Origin of the sequence: Pseudomonas fluorescens, from assembly GCF_902497785.1 — a bacterium.
In the GTDB taxonomy this organism is placed as follows: Bacteria; Pseudomonadota; Gammaproteobacteria; order Pseudomonadales; family Pseudomonadaceae; genus Aquipseudomonas; species Aquipseudomonas fluorescens_BO.
This window is the reverse complement of the sequence record NZ_CABVHK010000009.1, coordinates 220192-245355: the sequence shown is the minus strand read 5'-3', so window position 1 is coordinate 245355 and position 25164 is coordinate 220192. Positions and strand designations below refer to the sequence as shown.

Sequence of the window (25164 nt, the reverse complement as noted above, 5' to 3'; positions counted from 1 at the left end):
TCAGACTGCCAATCCGCCACGGCGCAAACCAAGATTTTCTGATTCTTTAGTCAGATACTTGTAACCAGTTGTTTTCTAAAAGTGCAGAAGTCTATAAAGTTAACCTTTCGGTCAGCTTTGCACTGTCAACACAGCCCTTTGATTCGTCCAGAAGGGCTCCTGCAAGACTCGAGATTTCCAGAACATAACCAGAAGGGCGGACCTATAACCGCCCAGAGGATGATCCATGTCCAACCGTGATATATCCCGGCGCTCGTTCCTTCAGGGCGGGCTGGTGGCGGGTGTGAGCGTGACGCTCACGCCGCTTAGCAGTCAGGCCCTGGCCGCCTTGATGGAAAACAGCGTGACCGTGCCGTCCGAGCAATGGCTTGGCAACAACGGCAAGGCGCGCTCGCGTAACGATGCCTTGTCGAAAGTCTGCGGCAGCAAAGTGTTTGCCCGCGACATTCGCGCCAAGGACATGCCGGGCTGGCCCCAGCAACAGGGCCACGCGATGCTGCTGAAAACCATCAAGGCCGACCGCATTTACGCCGGTTACGACCTGTCGTGGCTCGGAGCCGATTTGCAGCCCGACCGCATCGTTACCGCCGCCGACCTGGAGAAGGACGGCATTGCGTTCCCGGAAGAGCACGCGCCTGATCCGCTGCTGCCCGAAGGCAAGGTGCCGATGTTCATCGGGCATCCGGTGGCGATCCTGATCTGGAACAACTTCGAACGCTTCCGCCAGGCCAAGGCCCAACTCAAATTCAATGACAAAGCCATTCGCTATGGCGACACGGCGCCGTTCTACGAAGGCGACCCCTACGGCAGTTTTCGCTACGTGCGCGTCGGCGGTGCAACCTCGGCGGATGAAGACGAATTCGCCAGCCTCAAGGACTCGATCCTGTTCCCGATGCTGCGCAACCGTCGCCCGGTGTGGAACTCGCAACCGAACCTGCACGGCAACCTGACCGAGCGCGGCCTGTTCTACGCCGAGCGCATGAAACAACAGATCGACGCCCCGCCAGACAACTGGCTGGTGTTCGACGAGCGCTACAAAACCCCGTCGATCGAACCCGCAGCCATGGAGCCGGACAACGGCAACGGCTGGTACGACCCGGCGACCAAGACCCTGCATTTTGTCGTCGCCACTCAGTGCCCGCTGGAAACCGCGACCGAGACCGCGAAGATGATCGCGCCGTCGCGTTTCGGTCTGGCCAACCTCAATATGCACCCGGGTTACACCGTCGGCTACGGCTCTAAAGACCACAACATTTTCGTCTACTACGCAGCGCTGGCGGCGTTGTACGGTGCCGGTGTGCCGGTGCGCCTGGCCAACGATCGCTACGAGCAATTCCAGAGCGGCATCAAGCGTCACCCGTTCGACATCCGCTACCAGCTGGCCGTGGACAAGACCGATCACAGCTTCAAGATTTTCCGCGCCGAGATGAGCGTCGACGGCGGCGGACGCGTCAACTACAGCCCGTCGGTGGCGGCGGTGGGCGCCACGGCCGCGCAGTCGATTTACTACATGCCGCAGAACGATCTGCAGGTCACCGCCTATCATTCGCGTGCGGTCGAGGCCGGGTCGATGCGCGGCTACGGCACGCTGCAAAGCATGGCCGCCACCGAGATGATGATCGATGAAATTGCCGGTCGTCTCGGTATCGACGCCATCGACCTGCGCAAGAAAAACGCCATGCTCTCAGGCATGAAAAATACCCAGGGCGCGGTGCCGGCGGGTGCCTTGCGCCTGCACGAGATTCTCGACAAGGCGGCCGTCAACGAAGTCTGGAAAAATCGCGACGTGCTCAAGCAACAGCGCGAAGCCCAGGATCCGGATAACTGGTACGGCGTGGGTTTCGCGATCTGCCAGAAAGATTTTGGCACCGGTTCCGAAGCGCCGATGGCGAGCATCGAATTCACCGCTGAAGGGCACATCACCCTGCGCCACATCGGTATCGAAATCGGCACCGGCATGTCCACTTCGCAAGCGCTGGTGGTGGCCGATTTCCTCGGCAGCCCGGCTACTGAAGTGAAGACCGGCGAGACCGAATGGAAGGAATTGCAGCTGATCACCGGCGGCAACCCGTACATCATGAGTCAGGCCGAGCAGGACAACTTCCTGCGTAACCCGCGCTGGGTCGGCAAACTGGCTTCGGCGTCCTCGGCGACCAACTCCGCGTACTACTTCAGCCACGCCACCCGAGAAGCGGCGCGCGTGCTTTTCAACCATGGCTTGTGGCCGGCAGCGTTGCAGATCTGGGGGCAGGGCCCTTACGGCGGCCAGGCCAACCCGTATGTGGTGCGTCGCGAGGATGCGCATTGGGTCGACGGCAAACTCACCGCCAACGGCATGCAACCGCTGAGCTTCGAACAATTGGCCAGGCATGCTCACGAAAAAGGGCTGGTGACCGGCGCGACCGTGCACGGTTTCAACCGCTGGAGCTGGGCCGAAGCCGAATTCAGCATTGATGGCGTGCGCGAGCGTCTGCCGCTCGACAGCTTGGCGGTGAAGTACGGCGACGGTGCGCCCAGCGTGAAAAAGGCGCAGATGAACAGTGCCGGTTTCCATCTGCTCGACCGCCAGAACGTGCACTACCCGGACACGCAGTTGAACAACGCGGCGGTGACTTACTACAGCCCGGTCGCGACGCTGGTGGAACTCAAAGTCAACAAAGGGACGGCCGAAGTGCAGGTGCTCAACCATCACTCGTGGGTCGAGTGCGGTCGGGTACTGGTGGAAGAGTTGGTCAAGGGTCAGCTCGAAGGCGGTATCGCCATGGGCATTGGTCATGCGCTGATGGAAGAGATGCCACTGTACGAAGGCGGACCGGGGGAGGGGGACTGGAACTTCAACCGCTACCGCTTGCCGATGGCGCGCCATGTCGCGGTGTGGAAACAGACGGCCGAGATCCTGCCGCCGCTGTCGCCGAGCGATCCGTCGAAGGGCATTGCCGAAGTGGTGATGATCCCGGTGGTCGGCGCCATCGGTAACGCCGTGGCGCATGCCATCGGTAAACGGGTCCGCGACCTGCCTATCACTGCTGCCCGCATCAAGGAGGCCCTCAATGCCTAACCGTCCGCTTCAACTGACCCTCAACGGTCAAGCCGTCGGCCCGGTGGACATCCCTGATGACCTGCCGATGATCGACTATTTGCACGAATACAAAAACCTCACCGGCTCGCGCCTCGGTTGCGGTCAAGGCATCTGCCACGCTTGCGTGGTCATCGTCGACAACCCCGATGGCACCAGCGAAGAAGTGCGCACCTGCATCACCGGTGCGCATTATTTCGAAGGCAAAAAAGTCCGGACCATTGAAGGTCACGCAACCCGCGACGAGCAGGGCAAGGTCACCGAGCTGAACCCGATCCAGCAGCGCTTCGTCGATGAATTCGCTTTCCAGTGCAGCTATTGCGCGCCGGGTTTCGTCAATGCAGCGACGGTACTGGTGGAAAAATTGCAGCGTCAGCCGATCGTCAAAAGCCAGCTGGAACAAGTCATCGAAGACAGCCTCGGTCACCACATCTGCCGCTGCACCGGCTACGTGCGCTACTACAGCGCGACGCGCAATGTGTTGACCGATCTCGGCCTGGTCAAGGAGGGTTAAGCATGAAGCATTTACTTTCCCGCCTGGCGTTGGCGGTTGGTCTGGCTGCGCCGGTGTTGTTGGCGCAGGCGGATGATCAGGTGGTTCGCGGGGCCTATCTCGCCCGCGCCGCTGACTGCATGGCCTGCCACACCGCACCGGGTGGCGCGCCGTATGCGGGCGGTCTGCCAATCGTCTCGCCGTTCGGTACGATCTACGGCACCAACATCACCCCGAGCAAAGAGCATGGCATCGGCCTGTACAGCGATGACGAATTCTTCGCCGCGCTCACCGCGGGCAAGCGTCGCGATGGCGCCAACCTGTACCCGGCGATGCCGTACACCTCGTATCATTTGATGCCGCGTGCAGATTCGGACGCGATTCACGCGTACCTGAAAACCGTCGAGCCGATCGAGCGTGCAGCGCCGGTCACCCGTCTGGGCTTTCCGTTCAACGTGCGCCTCGGTCTGATGGGCTGGAACATGCTCTACGGCAAGGACGTGAAACTGTCGTCCACCGAAGGCAAGAGCGAGGCTTTCAAGCGCGGTCAGTACATGGTCGACGTGCTCGGCCATTGCGGCGAATGCCACACCCCGCGTGGTTTGCCCGGCGCGATGCAGCAGGACAAGCGCATGACCGGCGGCCTGCTCAACGGCTATCTGGCGCCGAGCCTGCTGGCCAATGACCTGGCCGCTCGCGGCTGGAATCATCAGGACCTGAGCTCGTTCCTCAAGCACGGCATGAGCGCGCAAGGCACGATGTTCAACGAGATGTTCCCGGTGTTCCACAACAGCACCCAAGGCCTCAATGACCCGGATCTGGCGGCCATGGCGACTTACCTGCTCGGCGATCAACCGCCAGCGGCGAAGGTGCTGACGGACGTGCCGCTGGAGCAACTGAGTGCCAGCGCCCAGCGAGGTCGTCAGGATTACCTGAACGTCTGCGCCGGTTGCCACGCAGCGGGAGGCGAAGGCAAACCGCACATTGCGGTGGCGATGCGTGGCAACACAACGCTGCGTCTGGAAGATCCGCGCAACCTGGTGCGGGTGATCGACGACGGTATCGGGGAGCAGAAATTTTCCGGCTTCGAACACATGCAACCAATGCCGGGCTTCGCTGAAAAACTCAGCCACGAACAACTGACTGATCTGCTGAACTACCTGCGTCAGGGTTGGGGTGGTCAACCGGGTGATCTGGCAGTGAGCGACGTGCAGACGCTACGGGCCGATGCCCCGCCGCTTGAGCACAAGGTGCACTGACATGCAGCATCTCGATCTGCAAGTGGTGCGCCGGGCGCTGCAATGGTCAATGGCCGGGCAGCGCATCTGGCTGTGCACGGTACTTGCCACCTACGGCTCGGCGCCACGTGCGCCGGGCTCGCTGTTGGCGGTAAATGCAGACGGACACTGGATCGGTTCGTTGTCCGGCGGCTGTGTCGAGGAGGATTTTCTCGAGCGCGTCGCCGAAGGTGCGTTTCTCGAATCCGTGACTGTCGTGCGGTATGGCGAGGGCGATGATCCGCGTTCCCGGGTGAGCCTGCCCTGTGGCGGTGTGCTCGATGTACTGGTGGAAAAGCTTGAACCTGAGTGCGAGGTTCAGGCGCATCTGCGCGAGCTGGAGTCGGCGTTGCTGGGCCAGCGTCGGTTGATTCGTGAGGTTGATCTGGCCAGTGGTGCGCGCACTTTGTTTGATGATCGTGAGCAGGGTGTGCGCATCGAGCGAGAAGTCGACCGGGTTCGCGTGCGCATCGGTGCGGCTCAGCGGTTATTGCTCGCCGGGTACTCCAGCGTTGCTCAGGCGTGTGCGGAGTTTGCGGTGGGCCTGGGTTTCGAGGTGATTCTCTGCGACCCGCGCGATGACGTGCTCGAAGGCGTGGTGCTGGACAACGTCGAGATTCGACGACAATTGCCGTCGGTGTTCATCGCCGATGGCGGCTGTCACAGCGACACGGCAGTGGTGGCACTGACTCACGATCCACGCATTGATGATTTGGCAATGATGGAAGCGGTGCGCACCGAGGCGTTCTACATCGGTGTGATGGGGTCGATGCAGACCTCGCAAAAACGCTTCGAGCGGCTACGCAGGATTGGTGGTTTGGGCGACGGCGAAATAGCGAGAATCCATGCACCGATCGGCCTGAACCTGGGCAGCAAAACCCCCGCGGAAATCGCCCTGGCCGTCCTCGCCGACATCCTGCGGATCCGCAGCGGCATCCCCCGGCATCGGCTCTGACACCCCGGCCATTGTGGGAGCGAGCCTGCTCGCGAAGCGGTTTTCACATTCAAAATCAATATTGAATGTTTATCCGTCTTCGCGAGCAGGCTCGCTCCCACAGGGTTTAGGGTGTCTGTCAGAACCCGAGCTTATCCCGCAACCCGTAATACCAGGCCCCCAATGCCGCAAACGGCGTCCCCAGTAGCTGTCCGCCGGGGAAAGGGTAGTGCGGCAAATCTGCAAACGCGTCGAAACGCTCAGCCTGGCCGCGCAATGCTTCGGCCAGCACCTTGCCCGCCAGGTGCGTATACGTCACGCCGTGGCCGCTGCAACCCTGGGAATAGTAAATGTTATCGCCCAGGCGCCCGACCTGCGGAAGACGCGACAGGGTCAGCAGGAAATTGCCAGTCCAGGCGTAATCGATCTTCACATCCTTGAGCTGCGGGAACGCCTTGAGCATCTTCGGCCGAATGATCGCCTCGATGTTCGCCGGATCCCGCGCGCCGTACACCACACCACCGCCGAACACCAGACGCTTGTCGCCGGTCAGACGGTAATAGTCGAGCAGATAATTGCAATCTTCGACGCAGTAATCCTGCGGCAACAAACGCTTGGCCAGGGCCTCGCCCAGCGGCTCGGTCGTAATCACCTGAGTTCCGCAAGGCATCGATTTGGCCGCCAATTCCGGCACCAGATTCCCGAGGTAGGCGTTGCCGGCGACGATGATGAACTTGGCCCGGACTCTACCCTGAGGCGTATGCACCACCGGATTGGCACCGCGCTCGATGCGCACCGCCGGCGACTGCTCATAGACAGTGCCGCCTAATGATTCGATGGCGGCCGCTTCGCCCAACGCCAGGTTCAGCGGATGAATGTGCCCGCCACTCATGTCGAGCATGCCGCCGACGTATTGCTCGCAGCTGACCACTTCGCGAATGCGCCGTTGATCCATCAGCTCCAGCTGCGTGTGACCAAAACGCTCCCACAAACGCTTCTGCGATTCCAGATGGGCCATCTGCCTGGCAGTGATCGCGGCAAACACACCGCCGTCCTTCAAATCGCACTGAATGTTGTACTTGGCCACCCGCTCACGAATAATCCGCCCACCCTCAAACGCCATCTGACCCAGCAACTGTGCCTGCTTGGGGCCGACCGTGCGCTCGATCACATCGATGTCGCGGCTGTAGCTGTTAACAATCTGGCCACCATTGCGACCCGACGCCCCGAAGCCGACCCTGGCAGCCTCCAGCACCGTGACCTTGAAACCGTTCTCCAGCAGAAACAGGGCAGAGGACAGACCGGTGTAACCCGCGCCAATCACACAGACATCCGTCTCTACTTCACCCTGCAAGGCGGGGCGGGGCGGAACCGCATTGGCCGACGCCGCGTAATAGGACTCTGGGTAGGGAATGTTCGCCATCCTGCAGCCTCTGTTTAATATATTTTACGAGTGCTCCGATCCTACCCGAGTTAAAAATCGACCGCCAGCCACCGCAAATTCGACGTCGTCGCAACCAAATTAAATATTTTGCATATTCATAGGGTTAGCTCGAAAAAAGGTGTTGACACCCCTCCGGAATTCCGTAGAATGCCGCCTCACAGCAGGCACGTAGCTCAGTTGGTTAGAGCACCACCTTGACATGGTGGGGGTCGTTGGTTCGAGTCCAATCGCGCCTACCAAACAAAATCCGCTCTGCTGGGCGGTCTAGAAGGGCTCACCGAAAGGTGGGCCCTTTTTTGTTGTCGCAATTTTGCAATCTCCATAAAACGCCAACTCAGCGCACACCTCCCGGTACTCGAATCGTCTTCTCGTAGTGCTGCCCGATAATGGTTCGTCATCTTCTCGTTCGCATGCCCCATCAGCGCCCGGATGTATTTATGCGGCTGCGCGCACATTCATGCGCCTTGCCCGCTGGTACTGCCAGGTTGGTAGATGAATTATCAAAATCGCGAGGCAGAGTTTTTGAGCGTTTTCTGATTGTCGGTTGCGTTGTGCGTAACTACGTAAGTGCGTTCACCCGGTCTTGGTACCGCTTACTGCCTAAGCACCCTGCTTAGGGTCAGATGAACTCCTTCCTTGCCGTTCATGGGCCGCTACAGTCGCTTCACGTCTTCGATCAGCCCACGATCAAGTAAACCAACTCACCAAACCGCGCGGCCTGCCGTTGTAGTAGCCCGACAGTTTGCGTGATATCGCTCGCTTGAAGGGGGTGGGCCGTCGGTGAGAGACCTTGGCAATCCCTTCAAGCAGTCCAGTCGGAGGATCCTGCAAAGAATAGCAACACTCGGCAGCGCCGTGTAAGATTCGTCCTACAGACAAGGCCGCCCATTTTTGGGAGAGATCTGCAGGGCTAAAAGATCTAAAACACGTCTTGAACAAAAACGTAAATTGAAAGCGAAATATAAGTTTTATCAAGTAGGGACGTTATGACGGTTCTCTTATAGGTGTCAATGAGCTTCAAGGACCTTGTCTCATCGCCGTCATCACGAAGTTTTTCAATTAGGAGATGCACTTGTTAAAGGTTTTATTTTTCGCAATATCTATGTTTGGGTATGTTGTTTTTTTTGCCAAGGCAACGCGTAGTTCTATCGGCGAAGCTTTACTTGCGGTTTTCTGCTCGATAAGCATTGTGCTCTATTGTGGGTCGTTGCTCGGGTATTTACATGAAACAGCAATGGTTTTGTTGTGGTGCGGTGCAGCAGTCTCTGTTTTGGCGGCAATGAGATTAAAATTCCGGCAATTGAAGTTGACAGAGAATGTGTTTGTTTGTGGCGCCATTCTCGCATTTGTGGTCTTCGGCTTTATATGGAACAAGCGCTATCAGTTTCTCGGTTGGGACGAGTTTTCTCACTGGGCACTGGTTGCCAAGTACCTGATCGCTGAAAATAGATTATTCACCGCCGATTCGCAGATCATGTTCTTGGCCTATCCGCCAGGTACAGCGCTGTTTCAGTATTATTTCGCGCAAGTCATGGGAGCGGCAGACGGTACGATCCTGTTTGCGCACATGTCATTACTTGCTGCAGCTGTTTTGGCTTTGGTCAGTAACTCTGCCCGAAAACCACTGGTTGCTATCTCCATATTGATGGTGTGTTTTGTTGTTATATATGGGCTTGGCTACGATATATACGAAATTTACGTCGATCTTATACTGGGTGCTTTGTTAGGTGCTGCAGTAGCAATTTTGCTTGCAAAAAAATCTGACATCAGAGGGTATTTGATCGTTATCCCGATGTTGATGTTTCTGCCGTTAGTGAAGCACGTCGGATTTGCGTTTGCGTTGGTGGGGCTCGGCGCGATGGTGGTAGCGGCCGTTTTTGATTGCCGTACCCTGCCGAGCCGGCAACAGAGAATTCGTATCGCTGCCTGTGTTTTCGCAGCAATCGCAGGTGTAGCGTTCACTCAATTGAGCTGGCATTCCTATTATCTTAGCCTTGGTGTGACTGATCCTTATGCCAGAGTGATGACGATCAGTAACGTGCTCGAGTTTTTCATAAACCCTACTTCCGATAAGCATGTAGCGGTATGGGCCGAGTTTTGGCAACGAATACTGCCCGCTGATGCTTCGAGTGGGGTGTCTCTGATTAGCCCCGCATTAGAAGCGCTCATCCTTGTTGTGCTTACAGGCATTCACGTGTGGCTATTGCCCACGGCTATCAGGGTTCGCCAGCTATTTATCTTCAGTATTGTTGCGGCGGGTCTCGTCGCATTCAGCTGTCTTCTGCTGCTGAGCTATGGTTTTTATTTTTCAGACTACGAAAGTGTACGGCTGGCTTCCTTTGAGCGATATTTTGGTTCTTATCTGCTCGCATGGGGCTTTGCGTTGGCAGGTGCTGCCGGCCAACAGATTGCAGTAATGCAACGATCACGGCTTGTGTCTTTTGTGATGCTGCCACTCCTCCTGATGGTTTTCGTGTTGATACCGAAGGTGCATGCTGCCTTCTTTACAGACGAAGGCAAGGCCAGGCACCAAGAGCTATCTGGCTTGCGGGATATCTCTCGTCAGTTGTCCATTGATATTCGATCTGTTGCGAAACCGAATCAAAAGACCTACTTCATCGATCCGTACTCGACCGGTTATACGTTCTTCATGTTCCGGTATGAGATGGCTCCAATGGTGATCAATACCAAATGCTGGGTGCTCCGCGTTCCTGTCTCCAAGGACGATATCTATGCGTGTGATCTTCCCCTTGATGCGGCTTTGGATGGTTACGATTTCCTGGCCCTGGGGAAAGTGGATGCAGAGTTTTGGGTGCGTTATGGCAGTTGGTTTGCTCCCGCGGATCAGGGGATTTCGCCGGCATCGTTTGCCGTTGCCAGAGATGGCGGCACGCTGCGACTTAAACGCTTGAAGAGTGAATAAGAGCTAATCTATGAATCACCACATTGCAGTTGTTATTCCATCGTACAAAGTAGTCAGGCATATTTCGGATTTGATCGCTCGAATCGGGCCCGAGGTGACCTCAATATTTGTCATCGATGACAAATGTCCAGACGGTTCAGGGCATTACGTCATTGATACCGTGGTGGATCCGCGAGTAGTGGTTATTCACCATGAAATGAACCAGGGGGTCGGCGGGGCAGTTATGACGGGTTACCGTGCTGCGGTCGCCGCCGGGGCTGATGTGATTGTTAAGCTGGATGGCGACGGTCAAATGGATCCGCGCCTGATTCCAATGTTCGTAGCGCCGATTCTCGACAAAGAGGCAGATTACACAAAGGGCAATCGTTTCTTTGATACAACCGAATTGCATCGTATGCCACGTCTGCGTCTGGTAATGAATGCAGCACTTTCGATGTTGAACAAATTGTCTTCGGGTTACTGGAATATATTTGATCCGGCGAATGGCTATACTGCTATTCACGCTGAAATCGTCCAGCATCTTCCCTTGGAAAAGATTAGTAACCGGTATTTTTTTGAAACCGACATGCTATTCCGGCTCGGCACAATTAAGGCCGTTGTTGTCGAGATACCCATGGATGCGGTGTATGGAGATGAGGTCAGCAATTTACGATATGGCCGCGCATTAGTTGATTTCAGCTTTGGTCATTTGCGTAATTTTGTGAAGCGCGTGGGCTATAACTACTTTCTGCGTGATATGTCGGCCGCGACGTTCGAGTTGTTGTTTGGGGTGCCACTGTTTCTTTTCGGTTTGGGCTTCGGGGGCTACGCCTGGGCGCTTTCGTTCTTCGCAGGTGTACCTGCCACCGCGGGCACCGTCATGCTGTCTGCTCTACCGGTGATACTAGGCCTTCAATTACTTCTATCCTTTATTGCCTATGACGTGAGCAGCATACCCACGCGCCCGCGTCAGAAATCTCTTCGCAAGCTTGTAAAATGATAAGGTTTCTCAAATATTTTTCCATTCAGATAGGATGCTTTGGCCTTGATTTCCTGATCTTTGCCGTTCTCCTGCACTTGGGACTGCCATCTGCAGGTAGTAATGCGATTTCCAAGGTTTTTTCTGGCGTCACTGCTTTCTACGTTCACACTCATTTCACATTTGGGGATCAGCAGGGGGCGCATGCGACGCGCGCAAAACGATACCTAATACTGTGGGCGATCAATCTGTGTTTTACGAGTCTCCTGGTCGGAGTATTGAGTGCAGAAACGGGCTGGCCGTACGTTGCAAAGATTTTTACCGAAGGCGTCGCGTTTGTCTTGAATTACGTAATTTCTAAAAAAATTGTTTTCAATTCTTCACGGACCTGATTGAAAGGAAAGATGTGCCATGGAAAAGGCGTTGCGAAACCCGATGTTTCTCTGCGGGATCCCACTCACGGTTTGCGGCTTTTGCTTCGGTTTGACGGGGCTGATCAGCGAAGGGACATTCGCGTATGTCGCCCCCGGACTATTAATACCCGGGCTCGCATTCATGTTGATAGGGTGGATGCAGAGGCGTCAGTAATCCTCTCGACTTTACCGGGGTTGCCGGGGCGGGCGCTGGCAATTTTCTGCGAGCCCTCTTCGGTCGCCGGTTGCAGGCACATTCCAGTTTTTTCGACTACTACTTTCAGGCCGATCTGAATGTCGGCCTGACGGGAGTATTCAAATGCTTGTGCACTGGTTTCTTGCCGCAATCCACCTCCTGGCGTTCGCCTTGGGATTTTGGGCAGTCCTCACTCGCAGCGCGGCGTTCCGGCGCTTGGCTGCCGGGGCTGGTGATGCGCGGGGCGTATTGATTGCAGACAATCTGTGGGGGATTTCTGCACTTATCTTGCTGGTCACCGGGGGGATGCGAGCCTTCGGCGGGTACGAAAAAGGCACTGACTACTACCTGCACCAACCGCTGTTCCATCTGAAGATGACGCTTTTCGTTCTTATTCTGTTGCTCGAAGTTGCACCGATGATAACGCTGATCAAGTGGCGCATTGCGCTGGCGCGCGGTGCCGCTATCGATTCCGGCCGTGCAAAGCTGTTCGCGCGGATCAGTCATATCGAAGCGTTGCTGGTGTTGTTGATGGTGGTGGCGGCCACGGGTATGGCGCGGGGTGTGACGTTTGGTTAGCGCAGTACGATTACCGACTTCCCCCGGTTTTATCGGAAATGTCCGACAGCCAGACTCAGAGGCATGCCGTTAGTATCGGCTCACGATGTGGGTAGGTGCAGGGCTGCCGGCGACACTCGAATTTTAGCCAGCCGTGGTTCCGGGGCGAACGGGCTGGCTACGGACTGCAGCCGGATTCAGGATTGCGGCTTGTCCGGGGCGGTCAGGCCAGCCTGGATGCGCTGATAAATCTCTTCGCGGTGCACCGCAACGTCTTTCGGGGCGTTGATGCCAATTCTGACTTGCTGGCCGCTTACGCCCAGAATGGTGATCGTAATGTCATCACCAATGTTTATGCTTTCACCGACTTTGCGGGTGAGTATCAGCATGGTCTTCTCCTTGATTGCTTTGTAGGGCACCTGATTCGGACAGTGCAGAGGTCGGTGGTATGTATAGATTAGTGCGAAGTCTCACGGTTTGGGTGCCTCTTTCTGACGCGCAGATGCTGCATTAATTCCCAAGGCGTAACTATACAGAGGCCGCATCCATGATTCTCGTTGTTTTGCGCCCATTTTGCGGCACTCGGGAAGTATTCATGAATGTTAAAATCCCCGCTTTCAGCATTCAGAGGGAAGCGTTGTGCGCAAAATGGCCGTGGTAATCGCAGTACTGGCAATGGCGGGATGTGGTGAAGGCAAGAGCGTTGACGCGCAAAAACCGCAACCGGCGACAATCGCAACGCCCGCAGCCGCCTCCGCGCCCCAGTGGGATCTGGAGGTGCGCGGTGAAATCACTCAAGCGGTCAGTGACCTGAGCGGCTGGCTGATTGAGCACAGTTTCGTTTCCAGCGTGGTCAAGGAAAATGGCAAGACCCGCATTCTGATGGGGCCTTTCAATTCGAAGGCCGAGGCTGAGGCCAAAGAAGCAGAGGTGCGCGCGGCACTGACTCGTGCGAAAAAACAGAATATCGAGTTACTGGTCACAGAGCGTCCTGTGACTCAGTGACGGTCTGATCGTTTAACCACACGCTTTAAGGTTCACCGGCCCGACGAATTCGTTGCCGCGTCCCATCACACACGCCACGCTTTGGTTGCGTTGGCGTTCCCACGCCTGGACCGGATAGGTTTTGTTCCAGGCTTCGTACAGCTGCCGATCCTGTTTCGACAAGCGCAAGCCGTACTGTTTGCTCATGTAAAAGTAGGTTCGGGCGATCATGCCGCGGATGGACGGGCGCGGCATGACCTTCTTCGCCTTGAAGTCGACCTGGGTCAGGCATGAGCCGTATTGACCGGATTGCTCCGGCAGCCAGCCAAAGCTGAAATTGCTGCGATCCCCATTCACCTCACCGATGCTCGGCACCAGATTGTGCAAATCGGCTTCGGCTTTCTGGTAGGTCGGGTCGTAACGCGTGCAGTTCTTGCGTCCGCCTTCCTGCCAGCATTGGCGCTGATGGCCGATCTGCCAGGCGGGGACGATGTGCTCCCACTCGATGCGGGCAGCGCGTTTGGCATTTTTGCGCGGAACATAGCCGCAGGCCGAAAGGTTCACCTTGTTGCCGGTGTATTTGCACCCGCAGTAGAACTCGGTGGATTGCGGGGCATAAAGCTTCCAGGCGACTTTCTTGGCTTCGTTGAACGTGCGCGGGGCGTCTGCCTGGGCACCCATCGCCAACAGCAAAAACAATAAAGCTAAACAACGAACACTCATTGACTCAATCTTCCTTCGGCACAACCCAGAAAATCTGCACACCGCCATCGTCGCGATAGGCGAGGGTGACGTTGTCGTTTTCGTCGATTTCTTCGAGCAACTGTTCCCACTCATCCACTGGCTCGTCGGGAAGACGGAAGATCAGCGCCGCTTTGGCTTTTTGGGCGGTGGGGGAGTTGATGATTTTCTGAACGCGAATGCCCATGCGTTGATAGGCGTCGGGAGAGACGGAAGTCGTGGCCACGGATTTATCCTTATTAAGCTGTACGTGCATACAGTATTTAACTGTAAGCAATTTCGCAACCGCTTAAAATTCAAGAAAATCCTCTGACAGCGGTTTTTACCGTTTGGTGTAGGAAGAGAGAGTTTTTTTATCAGCTGAGGGATCACTCGCCGGGGCTGGCGAGTGAGAGAAGCAGTGCCCGACCGGAACGGGTCGGGCGAGGGTGTATCAGTATTCCCAGAACATCCGTTGCAGCTCTTTGCTGTCATTGGTCTTGGTCAGCGCGACCATGGCCAGGATGCGAGCTTTCTGCGGGTTCAGGTCATGTGCCACGACCCAGTCGTTCTTGTCGTCAGGCTGTTCCGCATTACGCAGTACGAAACCACCGGCGTTGACGTGGGAAGAACGAATGATTTGCACACCGTCCTTGCGCAGGGCCTGCAAGGCTGGAACGACCCGCGAAGACACCGAGCCATTGCCGGTGCCGGCGTGGATGATGGCTTTGGCGCCGGACTGGGCCAGCGCTTTGTAGGCAGTATCGCTCACGTTGCCGTAGGAATAGGCGATCTCGACATCAGGAAGGCTCTTGATGTTCTTGATATCGAATTCCGAGTCCATGGTGTGACGCTTGGCCGGCAGGCGGAACCAGTAGGATTTGCCCTCGACCACCATGCCCAGCGGACCCCAGGCACTTTTAAACGCCTCGGTTTTGATGTTGATCATTTTGCTGACGTCGCGACCCGACTGAATTTCATCGTTCATGGTCACCAGCACACCTTTGCCGCGCGCGTCTTTGCTGCTGGCCACGGCCACGGCGTTATACAGGTTCAGCATGCCGTCGGCAGACATCGCGGTGCCCGGGCGCATGGAGCCTACAACGATGATCGGCTTGTCGGTTTTTTCCACCAGGTTCAGGAAGTAGGCGGTTTCTTCCAGGGTGTCGGTGCCGTGGGTGATAACGATGCCATCGACGTCGTTGCTGTCGGCCAGTTCGGCGACGCGACGGCCCAGTTGCAGGAGGTTGTCGTTAGTGATGCTTTCCGACGCAATCTGCATGACCTGTTCGCCACGAACATTAGCCAGCTGACTCAGCTCCGGAACCCCGGCGATCAGCTGTTCAATGCCGACTTTTGCCGCTTGATAGGTCGCGCTATTCGCGGCGCTCGCACCTGCTCCGGCAATGGTGCCGCCGGTGGCCAGGATTACCACGTTTGCCAGTTTCTGTTGGGTTTCGGCTTCTTTGGCCTGAAGGGCAGCAGGAAGCAGTAGCAGCAGGGCCAAGGCGCCCGGAACGAAAGTCTTGAAAGCAATTGTCATTATTTTTCTCTCTAGTCGTGAGACGGTGCGGATGCAGGTTCATCTAGATGCGCCCCCGGACAGGTAAACATGTCTGGAGTGGATATGAGGGAGCAGGATCTGTACCAGTCATATCCTGAATTGAAAAAACAGCCTTAACTTAATGATTTGTATCAATTAATTTAAGTTCGCCAAAAAAACCTATACCAGATTTTGTCCGGGTTTCCGACGATCTCCGGCATTTGTGTTCGGCCCACCGAAAGGGCGTGCGGCGGTCGGGAAGCAACTCGTCTTGGCAGACGGCGATCCATCACTAAAGAAATCCACGTGCGGGTCGATGCCCTTCAAAGGATTTTTTCTCAGGAGTGTTCCCATGTCGTTTTCGATCGGTTTTCCCAATGCAGGCGCAATCACTATTGGTGGAAAGTCCACTGCGACGATCAACGCCTTGAGCGAAGCGACTTCGCAGGCTTCGACCCAGGCATTGGGCAGCGAGGAAGAGGGGGGTAAAACCCAGGTTCGAACCGGCGGAGGCGCCCCGACCGAAGCTAAAGAAGAAAGTGGCAGCGATCAAAGCATCGCGGTGAAAATGTTGCTCAAGCGCATGCAGGAACTGCAGCAGCAACTGCGCGAGCAACAGCAGCAACTGGCAGCTGCGCAGGCTGCGTCATACTCGACACCCGAAGCCAAAGCCGCGGTGGTCATGTCGATTCAGGGGCAGCTCGCCGACACCAATGGTGCGTTGCTGGAAGTGTCGGGCAATCTGGTCAAGGAATTGGCCAAGGGGTCCAGCTCGGGCGGTGTGATCAGCACCACGGCCTGACCGATGATGTCGACCGAAGCACTCAGCGTGCTTTTCGGTCGTTGACAAATGCAAGCAGGGTTCGCATAGTTCGGTCTTCGCAAACGTTTGCGCGGTGCTGCCGATGGAGTGTTCCATCGCTAATCGCGGTGAAGCTTACGCCAGCGCAAGCGTTGCTCAGAATAATCATAAGATCGGAGTGAACCCATGAAGCTGCCATTCGCTGGACGTCTTCTCGCTGTCGCTATGCTGGCTGCCGCATCCGCCGCGCTGCCTGTCTCCTCGGCCTTCGCCGAATCTGTTGAAAAGCCTAAAGTCGCCTTGGTCATGAAATCCCTGGCCAACGAATTCTTCCTGACCATGGAAGATGGCGCCAAGGCCTACCAGAAAGATCACTCCGCCGATTTTGACCTGATCTCCAACGGCATCAAAGACGAAACGGACACTGCGGGGCAGACGCGCATTGTCGAGCAAATGATTCTGGCCAAAGTCAATGCGCTGGTCATCGCTCCCGCTGATTCGAAGGCCATGGTCCCGGTGATCAAGAAAGCCATCGATGCCGGCATCACTGTGATCAACATCGATAACCAGCTGGATCCAGCGGTCGTCAAAAGCAAAAATATCACTGTTCCGTTCGTAGGCCCCGACAACCGCAAAGGCGCGCGTCTGGTGGGCGAATACCTGGCGAAACAACTGAAGGCCGGTGACGAAGTCGGCATCATCGAAGGCGTGTCCACCACCACCAACGCCCAGGCTCGCACCGCCGGTTTCAAGGACGCGATGGAAGCGGCGCAGATCAAGGTCGTTTCGTTGCAGTCCGGTGACTGGGAAATCGATAAAGGCAACAAGGTTGCAGCGTCGATCCTGAGCGAATATCCGCAAGTCAAAGCGTTGCTGGCCGGCAACGACAGCATGGCGGTCGGCGCGGTTTCCGCCGTGCGCGCTGCGGGCAAGGCCGGCAAGGTGCAAGTGGTCGGCTACGACAATATCAATGCGATCAAGCCAATGCTCAAGGATGGTCGCGTCCTCGCTACCGCTGATCAGTTCGCTGCCCGGCAGGCCGTATTCGGCATCGAGACCGCGCTGAAGATCATCAAAGGTGAGAAAGTCGACGGTGGCACCAACGGCGTCATCGAAACTCCGGTAGAGCTGGTGACCAAGTAGTCCTTCTGGCGACAAAACGGCGCTCGCCCGTCCGGGGGAGCGCATGGAGATTTTTATGTCAGTTTCCGCTCCGAACGCTGTCCTCTCGGTCAGCGGCATCGGCAAGACCTACGCGCAACCTGTCCTCACCAGCATCGACCTGACGCTGGTGCGCGGTGAGGTGTTGGCGCTGACCGGCGAGAATGGCGCCGGCAAAAGTACGCTGTCGAAAATCATCGGCGGGCTGGTCACGCCGAGCACCGGCCAGATGCAATTTCAGGGGCAGGATTACCGCCCAGGCAGCCGCACCCAGGCTGAAGACCTGGGCATTCGCATGGTCATGCAAGAACTCAATCTGTTGCCGACCTTGTCGGTGGCGGAGAACCTGTTTCTCGACAATTTGCCCAGCAATGGCGGCTGGATCAGCCGCAAGCAACTGCGCAAGGCGGCCATAGACGCCATGGCGCAGGTCGGGCTCGACGCGATCGATCCGGACACGCTGGTCGGTGAACTGGGTATCGGTCACCAGCAAATGGTCGAGATCGCCCGCAACCTGATCGGCGATTGTCATGTTTTGATCCTCGATGAGCCGACCGCGATGCTGACCGCGCGTGAAGTCGAAATGCTGTTTGAGCAGATCACGCGTTTGCAAGCGCGCGGCGTATCGATCATCTATATCTCGCACCGCCTTGAAGAGCTGGCGCGGGTCGCTCAGCGCATTGCGGTGTTGCGCGACGGCAATCTGGTTTGCGTCGAGCCGATGGCCAATTACAACAGTGAGCAACTGGTCACCCTGATGGTCGGCCGTGAACTCGGCGAACACATCGACATGGGGCCGCGCAAAATCGGCGCTCCAGCATTGACGGTCCAGGGGCTGACCCGCTCGGACAAGGTGCGCGACGTGTCCTTCGAAGTGCGTGCCGGTGAAATCTACGGTATTTCCGGTCTGATCGGGGCAGGGCGCACCGAGTTGCTGCGCTTGATCTTCGGTGCCGACATGGCGGACAGCGGCACGGTTGCGCTGGGTTCGCCGGCACAGGTTGTGAGTATTCGTTCACCGGCGGATGCGGTGGGTCATGGCATTGCCCTGATCACCGAAGACCGCAAGGGCGAAGGCTTGCTGCTGACCCAGTCGATCAGTGCCAACATTGCCTTGGGCAACATGCCGGTGATTTCCAGCGCTGGCTTCGTTAACAACACTGACGAGATGTCACTGGCCCAGCGTCAGATCGACGCGATGCGCATCCGCAGTTCCAGCCCGACGCAATTGGTCTCGGAGTTGTCCGGAGGCAACCAGCAGAAAGTCGTGATTGGCCGCTGGCTTGAGCGCGATTGCTCGGTGTTGCTGTTCGACGAGCCGACTCGCGGCATCGACGTCGGGGCAAAATTCGACATCTATGCACTGCTCGGTCAACTGACCCGTCAGGGCAAGGCGCTGGTGGTAGTGTCCAGCGACCTGCGTGAATTGATGCTGATCTGCGACCGGATCGGCGTGCTGTCGGCGGGGCGTCTGATCGAGACATTCGAGCGCGACAGCTGGACCCAGGATGACTTGCTTGCCGCCGCTTTTGCCGGCTACCAAAAACGTGATGCGTTGCTCAACGAAGCAGCGCCTAGGGATCTTCCATGAATACTGCAACGTCGGCCGGAAAACGCAGCGGCAATTTTTACGGCCTCGGCACCTATCTGGGCCTGGCCGGTGCCTTGCTGGCGATGGTCGCGCTGTTCTCGGTGTTGAGCAGCCATTTTCTGTCTTATGACACGTTCAGCACCCTGGCCAACCAGATACCGGACTTGATGGTGCTGGCGGTCGGCATGACGTTCGTGTTGATCATCGGCGGCATAGACCTGTCGGTGGGTTCGGTGCTGGCACTCGCCGCGTCTACGGTCAGTGTGGCGATTCTCGGCTGGGGCTGGAGCGTTCTGCCGGCCGCATTGCTCGGCATGGCGGCAGCGGCACTGGCCGGAACCCTCACCGGTTCGATCACCGTGGCCTGGCGGATTCCGTCGTTCATCGTGTCCCTTGGCGTATTGGAAATGGCCCGCGGCGTGGCGTACCAAATGACCGGTTCGCGCACGGCGTACATCGGTGATGCCTTCGCCTGGCTGTCCAACCCGATTGCCTTCGGTATCTCGCCGTCGTTCATCATTGCCTTGCTGATCATTATCATTGCCCAGGCTGTGTTGACCCGCACGGTGTTTGGCCGCTACCTGATCGGCATTGGCACCAACGAAGAAGCCGTACGCCTGGCGGGGATCAATCCAAAACCCTACAAGATCCTGGTCTTCAGTCTGATGGGATTGCTCGCGGGGATCGCCGCGCTGTTTCAGATTTCGCGTCTGGAAGCGGCGGACCCGAATGCCGGTTCTGGCCTGGAGCTGCAAGTGATCGCAGCGGTAGTGATCGGCGGAACGAGCCTGATGGGCGGGCGTGGTTCGGTCATCAGCACCTTTTTCGGCGTCCTGATCATTTCGGTGTTGGCCGCCGGTCTGGCGCAGATCGGTGCGACCGAGCCGACCAAGCGCATCATCACCGGCGCGGTCATCGTGGTGGCGGTGGTGCTCGATACCTATCGCAGTCAGCGCGCAAGCCGGCGGACCTGAGTCATGGCGACAATCAAGGATGTAGCGGCGCTCGCGGGCATTTCCTACACCACGGTTTCCCATGTGGTGAACAAGACCCGGCCGGTCAGCGAGGAGGTGCGGGTCAAGGTCGAGGCCGCGATCAAAAGCCTCGACTATGTACCCAGCGCGGTGGCCCGTTCGTTGAAAGCCAAAACCACCGCGACCATCGGCCTGCTGGTGCCTAACAGCCTCAACCCGTACTTCGCCGAACTGGCGCGCGGCATCGAGGATTACTGCGAGCGTAATGGCTATTGCGTGATTCTCTGCAATTCCGACGACAACCCGGACAAGCAACGCAGCTATTTGCGCGTGTTGCTGGAAAAGCGCGTCGACGGGCTGATTGTGGCGTCCGCCGGTGGTGATGCGGGGCTGGCAGAAGGCCTGGCGGGTGTGCGCACGCCAATGGTCATCGTCGACCGTGGGCTGGATGGCGTGAATGCCGACCTGGTGCGCATCGATCACGAGTACGGTGCTTATCTGGCAACGCGGCACCTGCTGGAATTGGGGCACCGGGACATCGCCACTATTGGCGGCCCGGCCAGCACTAGCGTGGCGCAGATGCGTCTGGCGGGGTTTTGCCGCGCGCTCAAAGAGGCGGGGGTCGAAGTGCCTGGCGAACGTATGCTGGAAAGCGATTTCACCAGCACCGGCGGTTACAGCGCCGCTGCGATCCTGCTGGAAAAAAATCCGCCCAGCGCCATTTTCGCCGGCAACGACATGATCGGCATCGGTGTGCTGCGCGCCGCCGCCGAGCGCCATATTCGTGTGCCAAGCGAGCTGTCGGTGATCGGCTTCGACGATATCCAGATGAGCCGTTATGTCTACCCGGCGCTCACTACCGTGGGCCAGTCGATCCTGCAGCTGGGTGAAATGGCGGCCGGAGTGCTGTTGCGCAGGATCGCCACCCCGGACATGGCCACCGATCAACGGATCGTGACGCCGAGCATTGTCCTGCGCGAATCGACTGCGCCGCTGGCCGGTGTGTTCGCCCAATTTCGTTGAAACCGCTAATTCAAAGCACCACTGAAACAGAATTGATGAGTAGTCATGTATGTCAGCAAAAGTAGTGGTAATTGGCAGCTTGAACATGGACCTGGTTACTCGGGCTTCACGGTTGCCCCGTGGCGGTGAAACGCTGATCGGCGAGTCGTTTGCCACGGTGTCCGGTGGCAAGGGCGCCAACCAGGCGGTTGCCGCGGCCCGTTTGGGTGCGCAGGTGGCGATGGTCGGTTGCGTGGGCAGCGATGCCTATGGCGAAGAATTGCGCGGGGCACTGTTAGCTGACCGGATCGATTGTCAGGCAGTCAGTACGGTCGACGGTGCCAGCGGTGTGGCGTTGATCGTCGTCGATGACAATAGCCAGAACGCGATTGTGATCGTTGCCGGGGCCAACGGCGCGCTGACGCCAGAAGTGATTGATCGTTTTGATGCAGTGTTGCAGGCGGCGGATGTCATCATCTGTCAGCTGGAAGTGCCGGATGCCACAGTCGGGCACGCGCTCAAGCGCGGCCGGGAGCTGGGCAAAACCGTGATTCTCAACCCTGCGCCAGCCAGTCGGCCACTGCCTGCTGACTGGTACGCCGCCATCGATTACCTGATCCCCAACGAGAGCGAAGCGGCGGCCCTGAGCGGTTTGCCGGTGGACTCGCTGGCGACTGCGGAAACCGCAGCGGCCCGGTTGATCGCCATGGGTGCCGGCAAGGTGATCATCACCCTCGGTGCCCAGGGCTCACTCTTTGCCAATGGCAAAAGCTTCGAGCATTTCCCGGCGCCGAAGGTAAAGGCGGTGGATACCACGGCCGCTGGCGACACTTTTGTAGGCGGTTTCGCTGCCGCACTGGCTGTTGGTAAAAGCGAGAGTGAAGCGATCCGTTTCGGTCAGGTCGCCGCCGCTCTGTCAGTGACCCGAGCAGGGGCGCAACCCTCGATTCCCGATTTGTCCGATGTACAGGCTTTTAAAACACCATGAAGAAAACACCTTTGCTCAACGTCGCATTATCGCGACTGATCGCTTCTCTCGGGCATGGCGACAGGGTCGTAATTGGCGATGCCGGTCTACCGGTACCGCCGGGGGTCGAATTGATCGATCTGGCCCTGACTCACGGCATTCCGGATTTCATCAGCACCCTGAAGGTTGTGCTCAGCGAAATGCAGGTCGAAAGCCACGTGTTGGCCCAGGAGATCCTGGACAAGCAACCGTCGGCGCTGGCTACTCTGGATGAGCTGAATACCGCAGGCGCGCTGGGTCTGCGTGAGCTGCTCAGTCATGACCAGTTTAAAGTCCTGAGCCGTCAAGCGCGGGCGATTGTTCGTACAGGCGAATGTCAGCCGTACTGCAACATCGTGCTGGTGGCGGGAGTAACGTTCTAACTTGCCATTGTTTTTCTGATTTCCCACGCACAAGGAGTGCGCTATGCACCGCTATGCTCAGAAACTGCACCATCTGCTCCGGAGTCTGCTGCTTTTGTCCCTGATTACCGCAACAAGCGCCCAGGCGGCGGAAAAGATCGACTTGATCATCGACACCGACCCGGGTGCCGACGACGTGGTGGCCTTGCTGTTTGCCCTGGCCTCACCGGAGGAACTGAACATTCGCGCATTGACCACCGTCGCCGGCAATGTGCGCCTGGACAAGACGTCGCGAAATGCGCGACTGGCGCGCGAGTGGGCAGGGCGCGAAGAGGTGCCGGTTTACGCCGGTGCGCCGAAACCGCTGATGCGCACACCGATTTATGCCGAGAACATTCACGGCAAGGAAGGCCTGTCGGGCGTCACCGTGCATGAGCCGAAGAAAGGTCTGGCGGAAGGTGGCGCGGTCAACTACCTGATCGACACGTTGAAAACTGCCAAACCCCACAGCATCACCATCGCCATGCTCGGTCCACAAACCAACCTGGCGCTGGCGTTGATCCAGGAGCCTGAAATCGTTCAGGGCATCAAGGAAGTGGTGATCATGGGCGGCGCGCACTTCAACGGAGGCAACATCACTCCGGTGGCTGAATTCAACCTGTTTGCCGACCCGCAGGCTGCTGAAGTGGTGCTTAAAAGTGGGGTCAAGCTGACGTATCTGCCGCTGGACGTCACGCACAAGGTCTTGACCAGCGAAGCACGCCTGAAGCAGATCGCGGCGTTGAACAACAACGCCAGCAAACTGGTGGGCGATATTCTTAACGAATACGTCAAGGGTGACATGGAGCACTATGGTCTTGCGGGTGGCCCGGTGCATGACGCTACGGTAATTGCCTACCTGCTCAAACCGGAGCTTTTCACCGGTCGGTCGGTCAACGTGGTCGTTGACAGTCGCGAAGGCCCGACCTTCGGTCAAACCATCGTCGACTGGTATGACGGACTAAAAGCGCCGAAAAATGCTTTCTGGGTGGAAAGCGGCGACGCCCAAGGTTTCTTCGACCTGCTGACCGAGCGCCTGGCTCGTCTGAAATAAACTTCAAACCCGCAGGTGCGAGCCTGCGGGTTTCACTCCCTTTCGTTGTAGTGCGCACCTTTGTAGTCGGTCGGGTACTTCTCGAACACCTGGGCGATAAAGGATTGTGCCGCTTCAGTCCCCAGTTCCTTGACCAAAAGATCGATACCAATGATCGCCAACTCTTCCGGGCTGCCCGGGCTATAGGAGCTATGACCTTGCGGCCATTTGGCTTTGATGTCGGCGTCGATGCTTACGGTGGTCATGATGGCGCTCGTGAATTCGGGAAAGTCTGGTTGTTGAGTTAACCATTTTGCGCTGCGTTTGGCACTCCGACTTAGGCATGAGAGGAGGGCTATGCGACACTTGGCCTTTGATGAATCTTCAAGGACCGCGCTGTGCAGATCGATTTGAACACTCCTGACGGCTTGACCCTGGAGTCGGTGCGCCTGCTGCTCGCGTCCGCCAGCGATGATGAACATACTCAATTGCGGGTGACGAAAGCCGGCATCGCCTATATTTCATCGGGCGTCGTGGGCGGCACTGATATTGGCGGACTGTTGTTTCGACTGGAGACGTGGGCCAAAGGGTCTGGTTATGTCGGGCGAATCAAGGCCAGCGATGAGGTCTGGGTTACGCAGATTTTCAATGCGTTGAAGCAGAACTGGCCGAATCCGCCGTTCGACTACATCGACGTCTATTGAAGGCTGTTCATATTCAGTCACGATTGAGGGATGGACGACAAGGGACGCTCAGGCAAACTCGCCACTTGTCCGGATCGGGGGCAGGATGCTGGCACTGTCAGTGAAACCAAACGCCAGATTGGCGGTCGCACGATCTCAGCTCATCTATTGAAAGAAGGAGGCTTCATGCCTTGGAAGCTCGCGTCATTGGGTACTTTGTTGGCCGCTGGCCTGCTGGCGGGTTGCAGCACGCCATCTACCGAGTCGGCAACAGACCCTGTCACGACGACTGATACGGGTCACAGCCGTTGCGAAGCAAAGGCAGCCGAATTCACCATTGGCAAAAAGGCTTCACCTGAACTGCTGGAACAGGCGCGCATTCGCGCAGGCGCGCAGAATGCCCGTATCCTCAAGCCAAACGATATGGTGACCCTGGAGTACCGCTCCGATCGGCTGAACCTGAATACCGACAACAACCTGGTGATCACGCGCATCAACTGCGGCTGATCGCGTCGGGCTTTTGCTTCACCCATAAAAAACCCCGTCACATGGACGGGGTTTTTTTAGTGCGGCTGAAAATTACTCAGCGCGGACTTGTGCAGCTTGCATACCCTTTTGGCCTTTCTCAGCCACGAAGGAAACGGTCTGGCCTTCTTTCAGGCTTTTGAAACCGTCGCTTTCGATAGCTTTGAAGTGTACGAACAGGTCGTCACCGCCACCTTGAGGAGTGATGAAGCCGAAGCCTTTTTCATCGTTGAACCACTTAACGGTGCCGGTTTGGCGATTAGACATGGTGTATCTCCAAGAAACATATATTTTTTCAGTACTGTGCTGCTCAGGCCAACTGGGCACACCGGGGTATCATAGTCGAAATGTTCGCTTTGGGAGCCCCCCGGACGTGCTGTTTGCCCTACAGACGCGCTTTCTTTGTTGCTTGATGTAGCTGAAAGCCCCGGTTTACAAGGCTTTCAGCTGAAAGTAAAGACGATAAA

General features: G+C 57.3%; 26 protein-coding genes and 1 tRNA gene. 20 read left to right on the top strand and 7 right to left on the bottom strand.

The window, feature by feature from the left end:
• Positions 1-226: 226 nt before the first annotated feature.
• The 4 genes from F8N62_RS15795 to F8N62_RS15780 are packed head-to-tail and all read left to right on the top strand — an operon-like array spanning position 227 to position 5801.
• The gene (locus F8N62_RS15795) at positions 227-3058 is read left to right on the top strand and encodes a xanthine dehydrogenase family protein molybdopterin-binding subunit (RefSeq protein ID WP_150709176.1); all 2832 of its coding nucleotides are present in this window, start codon (positions 227-229) and stop codon (positions 3056-3058) included.
• Positions 3051-3590 (top strand): (2Fe-2S)-binding protein, encoded by a 540-nt coding sequence (locus F8N62_RS15790; RefSeq protein WP_150709177.1) that lies wholly within the window; start codon positions 3051-3053, stop codon positions 3588-3590. The genes F8N62_RS15795 and F8N62_RS15790 overlap by 8 nt, the downstream gene beginning before the upstream one ends.
• 2 nt (positions 3591-3592) lie before the next feature.
• Positions 3593-4828, top strand: a complete 1236-nt coding sequence (locus tag F8N62_RS15785) for a c-type cytochrome (RefSeq protein ID WP_150709178.1) — start codon at positions 3593-3595, stop codon at positions 4826-4828.
• Position 4829: 1 nt separating this feature from the next.
• Entirely contained in the window at positions 4830-5801 is a 972-nt protein-coding gene (locus tag F8N62_RS15780) for an XdhC family protein (RefSeq protein ID WP_150709179.1), read from the top strand.
• Positions 5802-5919: 118 nt separating this feature from the next.
• On the opposite strand, the gene F8N62_RS15775 is transcribed toward F8N62_RS15780, so the two are convergent.
• Positions 5920-7203, bottom strand: coding sequence for an NAD(P)/FAD-dependent oxidoreductase (locus tag F8N62_RS15775; protein WP_150709180.1), 1284 nt, complete (start codon positions 7201-7203; stop codon positions 5920-5922).
• Between the two features lie 183 nt (positions 7204-7386).
• Between F8N62_RS15775 and F8N62_RS15770 the strand changes: the two genes are divergently transcribed.
• The 5 genes from F8N62_RS15770 (at position 7387) to F8N62_RS15750 (ending at position 12293) form a co-directional block, all read left to right on the top strand.
• Positions 7387-7463, top strand: a tRNA-Val gene (locus F8N62_RS15770).
• 833 nt (positions 7464-8296) lie between these two features.
• Complete coding sequence (locus tag F8N62_RS15765; RefSeq protein WP_150709181.1) at positions 8297-10147, top strand: hypothetical protein; 1851 nt, start codon at positions 8297-8299, stop codon at positions 10145-10147.
• A 10-nt stretch (positions 10148-10157) separates the two neighbouring features.
• Positions 10158-11126: a glycosyltransferase family 2 protein gene (locus tag F8N62_RS15760; RefSeq protein ID WP_150709182.1), complete on the top strand. Its 969-nt coding sequence runs from the start codon at positions 10158-10160 to the stop codon at positions 11124-11126.
• The gene (locus tag F8N62_RS32310; RefSeq protein WP_150709183.1) at positions 11123-11497 is read left to right on the top strand and encodes a GtrA family protein; all 375 of its coding nucleotides are present in this window, start codon (positions 11123-11125) and stop codon (positions 11495-11497) included. The genes F8N62_RS15760 and F8N62_RS32310 overlap by 4 nt, the downstream gene beginning before the upstream one ends.
• 340 nt (positions 11498-11837) lie before the next feature.
• Positions 11838-12293 carry a DUF2214 family protein gene (locus tag F8N62_RS15750; RefSeq protein WP_150709184.1) on the top strand — a complete coding sequence of 152 codons (456 nt, stop codon included), beginning with the start codon at positions 11838-11840 and terminating at the stop codon, positions 12291-12293.
• Between the two features lie 176 nt (positions 12294-12469).
• On the opposite strand, the gene csrA is transcribed toward F8N62_RS15750, so the two are convergent.
• Positions 12470-12661 (bottom strand): carbon storage regulator CsrA, encoded by a 192-nt coding sequence (csrA, locus tag F8N62_RS15745; protein ID WP_008028241.1) that lies wholly within the window; start codon positions 12659-12661, stop codon positions 12470-12472.
• A gap of 250 nt (positions 12662-12911) precedes the next feature.
• On the opposite strand from csrA, the gene F8N62_RS15740 reads away from it, so the two are divergent.
• Positions 12912-13277, top strand: a complete 366-nt coding sequence (locus F8N62_RS15740) for an SPOR domain-containing protein (RefSeq protein WP_150709185.1) — start codon at positions 12912-12914, stop codon at positions 13275-13277.
• 12 nt (positions 13278-13289) lie between these two features.
• Here F8N62_RS15740 and F8N62_RS15735 read toward each other — a convergent pair whose 3' ends face one another.
• The 3 genes from F8N62_RS15735 to F8N62_RS15725 form a co-directional block, all read right to left on the bottom strand.
• Entirely contained in the window at positions 13290-13979 is a 690-nt protein-coding gene (locus F8N62_RS15735) for an endonuclease (RefSeq protein WP_150709186.1), read from the bottom strand.
• Between the two features lie 4 nt (positions 13980-13983).
• On the bottom strand, positions 13984-14253 hold the full coding sequence (locus F8N62_RS15730; protein ID WP_191632329.1) for a DUF1654 domain-containing protein: 270 nt from the start codon (positions 14251-14253) through the stop codon (positions 13984-13986).
• Between the two features lie 177 nt (positions 14254-14430).
• Positions 14431-15519 carry an asparaginase gene (locus tag F8N62_RS15725; protein ID WP_150709188.1) on the bottom strand — a complete coding sequence of 363 codons (1089 nt, stop codon included), beginning with the start codon at positions 15517-15519 and terminating at the stop codon, positions 14431-14433.
• A gap of 352 nt (positions 15520-15871) precedes the next feature.
• Here F8N62_RS15725 and F8N62_RS15720 point away from each other — a divergent pair, with 352 nt between their 5' ends.
• From F8N62_RS15720 to F8N62_RS15685, 8 genes are all read left to right on the top strand, one after another.
• Positions 15872-16321 carry a hypothetical protein gene (locus tag F8N62_RS15720; RefSeq protein ID WP_150709189.1) on the top strand — a complete coding sequence of 150 codons (450 nt, stop codon included), beginning with the start codon at positions 15872-15874 and terminating at the stop codon, positions 16319-16321.
• Between the two features lie 186 nt (positions 16322-16507).
• Positions 16508-17464, top strand: a complete 957-nt coding sequence (locus tag F8N62_RS15715) for a sugar ABC transporter substrate-binding protein (protein WP_150709190.1) — start codon at positions 16508-16510, stop codon at positions 17462-17464.
• A gap of 55 nt (positions 17465-17519) precedes the next feature.
• Positions 17520-19073, top strand: coding sequence for a sugar ABC transporter ATP-binding protein (locus F8N62_RS15710; RefSeq protein WP_150709191.1), 1554 nt, complete (start codon positions 17520-17522; stop codon positions 19071-19073).
• Positions 19070-20047 carry an ABC transporter permease gene (locus tag F8N62_RS15705; RefSeq protein ID WP_150709192.1) on the top strand — a complete coding sequence of 326 codons (978 nt, stop codon included), beginning with the start codon at positions 19070-19072 and terminating at the stop codon, positions 20045-20047. Before F8N62_RS15710 ends, F8N62_RS15705 begins: the two co-directional genes overlap by 4 nt.
• Before the next feature lie 3 nt (positions 20048-20050).
• Positions 20051-21070: a LacI family DNA-binding transcriptional regulator gene (locus F8N62_RS15700; RefSeq protein ID WP_150709193.1), complete on the top strand. Its 1020-nt coding sequence runs from the start codon at positions 20051-20053 to the stop codon at positions 21068-21070.
• A gap of 49 nt (positions 21071-21119) precedes the next feature.
• Positions 21120-22037, top strand: a complete 918-nt coding sequence (gene rbsK, locus F8N62_RS15695; RefSeq protein ID WP_150709194.1) for a ribokinase — start codon at positions 21120-21122, stop codon at positions 22035-22037.
• Positions 22034-22438 carry a D-ribose pyranase gene (rbsD, locus tag F8N62_RS15690; RefSeq protein ID WP_150709195.1) on the top strand — a complete coding sequence of 135 codons (405 nt, stop codon included), beginning with the start codon at positions 22034-22036 and terminating at the stop codon, positions 22436-22438. Before rbsK ends, rbsD begins: the two co-directional genes overlap by 4 nt.
• A 43-nt stretch (positions 22439-22481) precedes the next feature.
• Positions 22482-23510, top strand: a complete 1029-nt coding sequence (locus F8N62_RS15685) for a nucleoside hydrolase (RefSeq protein ID WP_150709196.1) — start codon at positions 22482-22484, stop codon at positions 23508-23510.
• A gap of 32 nt (positions 23511-23542) precedes the next feature.
• Here F8N62_RS15685 and F8N62_RS15680 read toward each other — a convergent pair whose 3' ends face one another.
• Entirely contained in the window at positions 23543-23755 is a 213-nt protein-coding gene (locus F8N62_RS15680; protein ID WP_150709197.1) for a hypothetical protein, read from the bottom strand.
• Between the two features lie 132 nt (positions 23756-23887).
• Here F8N62_RS15680 and F8N62_RS15675 point away from each other — a divergent pair, with 132 nt between their 5' ends.
• Both F8N62_RS15675 and F8N62_RS15670 read left to right on the top strand, forming a co-directional pair.
• Positions 23888-24193: a hypothetical protein gene (locus F8N62_RS15675; protein ID WP_150709198.1), complete on the top strand. Its 306-nt coding sequence runs from the start codon at positions 23888-23890 to the stop codon at positions 24191-24193.
• A gap of 165 nt (positions 24194-24358) precedes the next feature.
• On the top strand, positions 24359-24679 hold the full coding sequence (locus F8N62_RS15670) for an I78 family peptidase inhibitor (RefSeq protein ID WP_150709199.1): 321 nt from the start codon (positions 24359-24361) through the stop codon (positions 24677-24679).
• Positions 24680-24751: 72 nt separating this feature from the next.
• Here F8N62_RS15670 and F8N62_RS15665 read toward each other — a convergent pair whose 3' ends face one another.
• A complete protein-coding gene (locus tag F8N62_RS15665; protein ID WP_007905882.1) occupies positions 24752-24964 on the bottom strand; it encodes a cold-shock protein in 213 nt (70 codons plus the stop codon).
• Positions 24965-25164 lie beyond the last annotated feature (200 nt).

Coding starts and splice junctions, on each gene's coding strand:
- F8N62_RS15795 (WP_150709176.1), top strand. CDS start 227: ATGTCCAACCGTGATATATCCCGGCGCTCGTTCCTTCAGGGCGGGCTG.
- F8N62_RS15790 (WP_150709177.1), top strand. CDS start 3,051: ATGCCTAACCGTCCGCTTCAACTGACCCTCAACGGTCAAGCCGTCGGC.
- F8N62_RS15785 (WP_150709178.1), top strand. CDS start 3,593: ATGAAGCATTTACTTTCCCGCCTGGCGTTGGCGGTTGGTCTGGCTGCG.
- F8N62_RS15780 (WP_150709179.1), top strand. CDS start 4,830: ATGCAGCATCTCGATCTGCAAGTGGTGCGCCGGGCGCTGCAATGGTCA.
- F8N62_RS15775 (WP_150709180.1), bottom strand. CDS start 7,203: ATGGCGAACATTCCCTACCCAGAGTCCTATTACGCGGCGTCGGCCAAT.
- F8N62_RS15760 (WP_150709182.1), top strand. CDS start 10,158: ATGAATCACCACATTGCAGTTGTTATTCCATCGTACAAAGTAGTCAGG.
- F8N62_RS32310 (WP_150709183.1), top strand. CDS start 11,123: ATGATAAGGTTTCTCAAATATTTTTCCATTCAGATAGGATGCTTTGGC.
- F8N62_RS15750 (WP_150709184.1), top strand. CDS start 11,838: ATGCTTGTGCACTGGTTTCTTGCCGCAATCCACCTCCTGGCGTTCGCC.
- csrA (WP_008028241.1), bottom strand. CDS start 12,661: ATGCTGATACTCACCCGCAAAGTCGGTGAAAGCATAAACATTGGTGAT.
- F8N62_RS15735 (WP_150709186.1), bottom strand. CDS start 13,979: ATGAGTGTTCGTTGTTTAGCTTTATTGTTTTTGCTGTTGGCGATGGGT.
- F8N62_RS15730 (WP_191632329.1), bottom strand. CDS start 14,253: ATGCACGTACAGCTTAATAAGGATAAATCCGTGGCCACGACTTCCGTC.
- F8N62_RS15725 (WP_150709188.1), bottom strand. CDS start 15,519: ATGACAATTGCTTTCAAGACTTTCGTTCCGGGCGCCTTGGCCCTGCTG.
- F8N62_RS15720 (WP_150709189.1), top strand. CDS start 15,872: ATGTCGTTTTCGATCGGTTTTCCCAATGCAGGCGCAATCACTATTGGT.
- F8N62_RS15715 (WP_150709190.1), top strand. CDS start 16,508: ATGAAGCTGCCATTCGCTGGACGTCTTCTCGCTGTCGCTATGCTGGCT.
- F8N62_RS15710 (WP_150709191.1), top strand. CDS start 17,520: ATGTCAGTTTCCGCTCCGAACGCTGTCCTCTCGGTCAGCGGCATCGGC.
- F8N62_RS15705 (WP_150709192.1), top strand. CDS start 19,070: ATGAATACTGCAACGTCGGCCGGAAAACGCAGCGGCAATTTTTACGGC.
- F8N62_RS15700 (WP_150709193.1), top strand. CDS start 20,051: ATGGCGACAATCAAGGATGTAGCGGCGCTCGCGGGCATTTCCTACACC.
- rbsK (WP_150709194.1), top strand. CDS start 21,120: ATGTCAGCAAAAGTAGTGGTAATTGGCAGCTTGAACATGGACCTGGTT.
- rbsD (WP_150709195.1), top strand. CDS start 22,034: ATGAAGAAAACACCTTTGCTCAACGTCGCATTATCGCGACTGATCGCT.
- F8N62_RS15685 (WP_150709196.1), top strand. CDS start 22,482: ATGCACCGCTATGCTCAGAAACTGCACCATCTGCTCCGGAGTCTGCTG.
- F8N62_RS15680 (WP_150709197.1), bottom strand. CDS start 23,755: ATGACCACCGTAAGCATCGACGCCGACATCAAAGCCAAATGGCCGCAA.
- F8N62_RS15670 (WP_150709199.1), top strand. CDS start 24,359: ATGCCTTGGAAGCTCGCGTCATTGGGTACTTTGTTGGCCGCTGGCCTG.
- F8N62_RS15665 (WP_007905882.1), bottom strand. CDS start 24,964: ATGTCTAATCGCCAAACCGGCACCGTTAAGTGGTTCAACGATGAAAAA.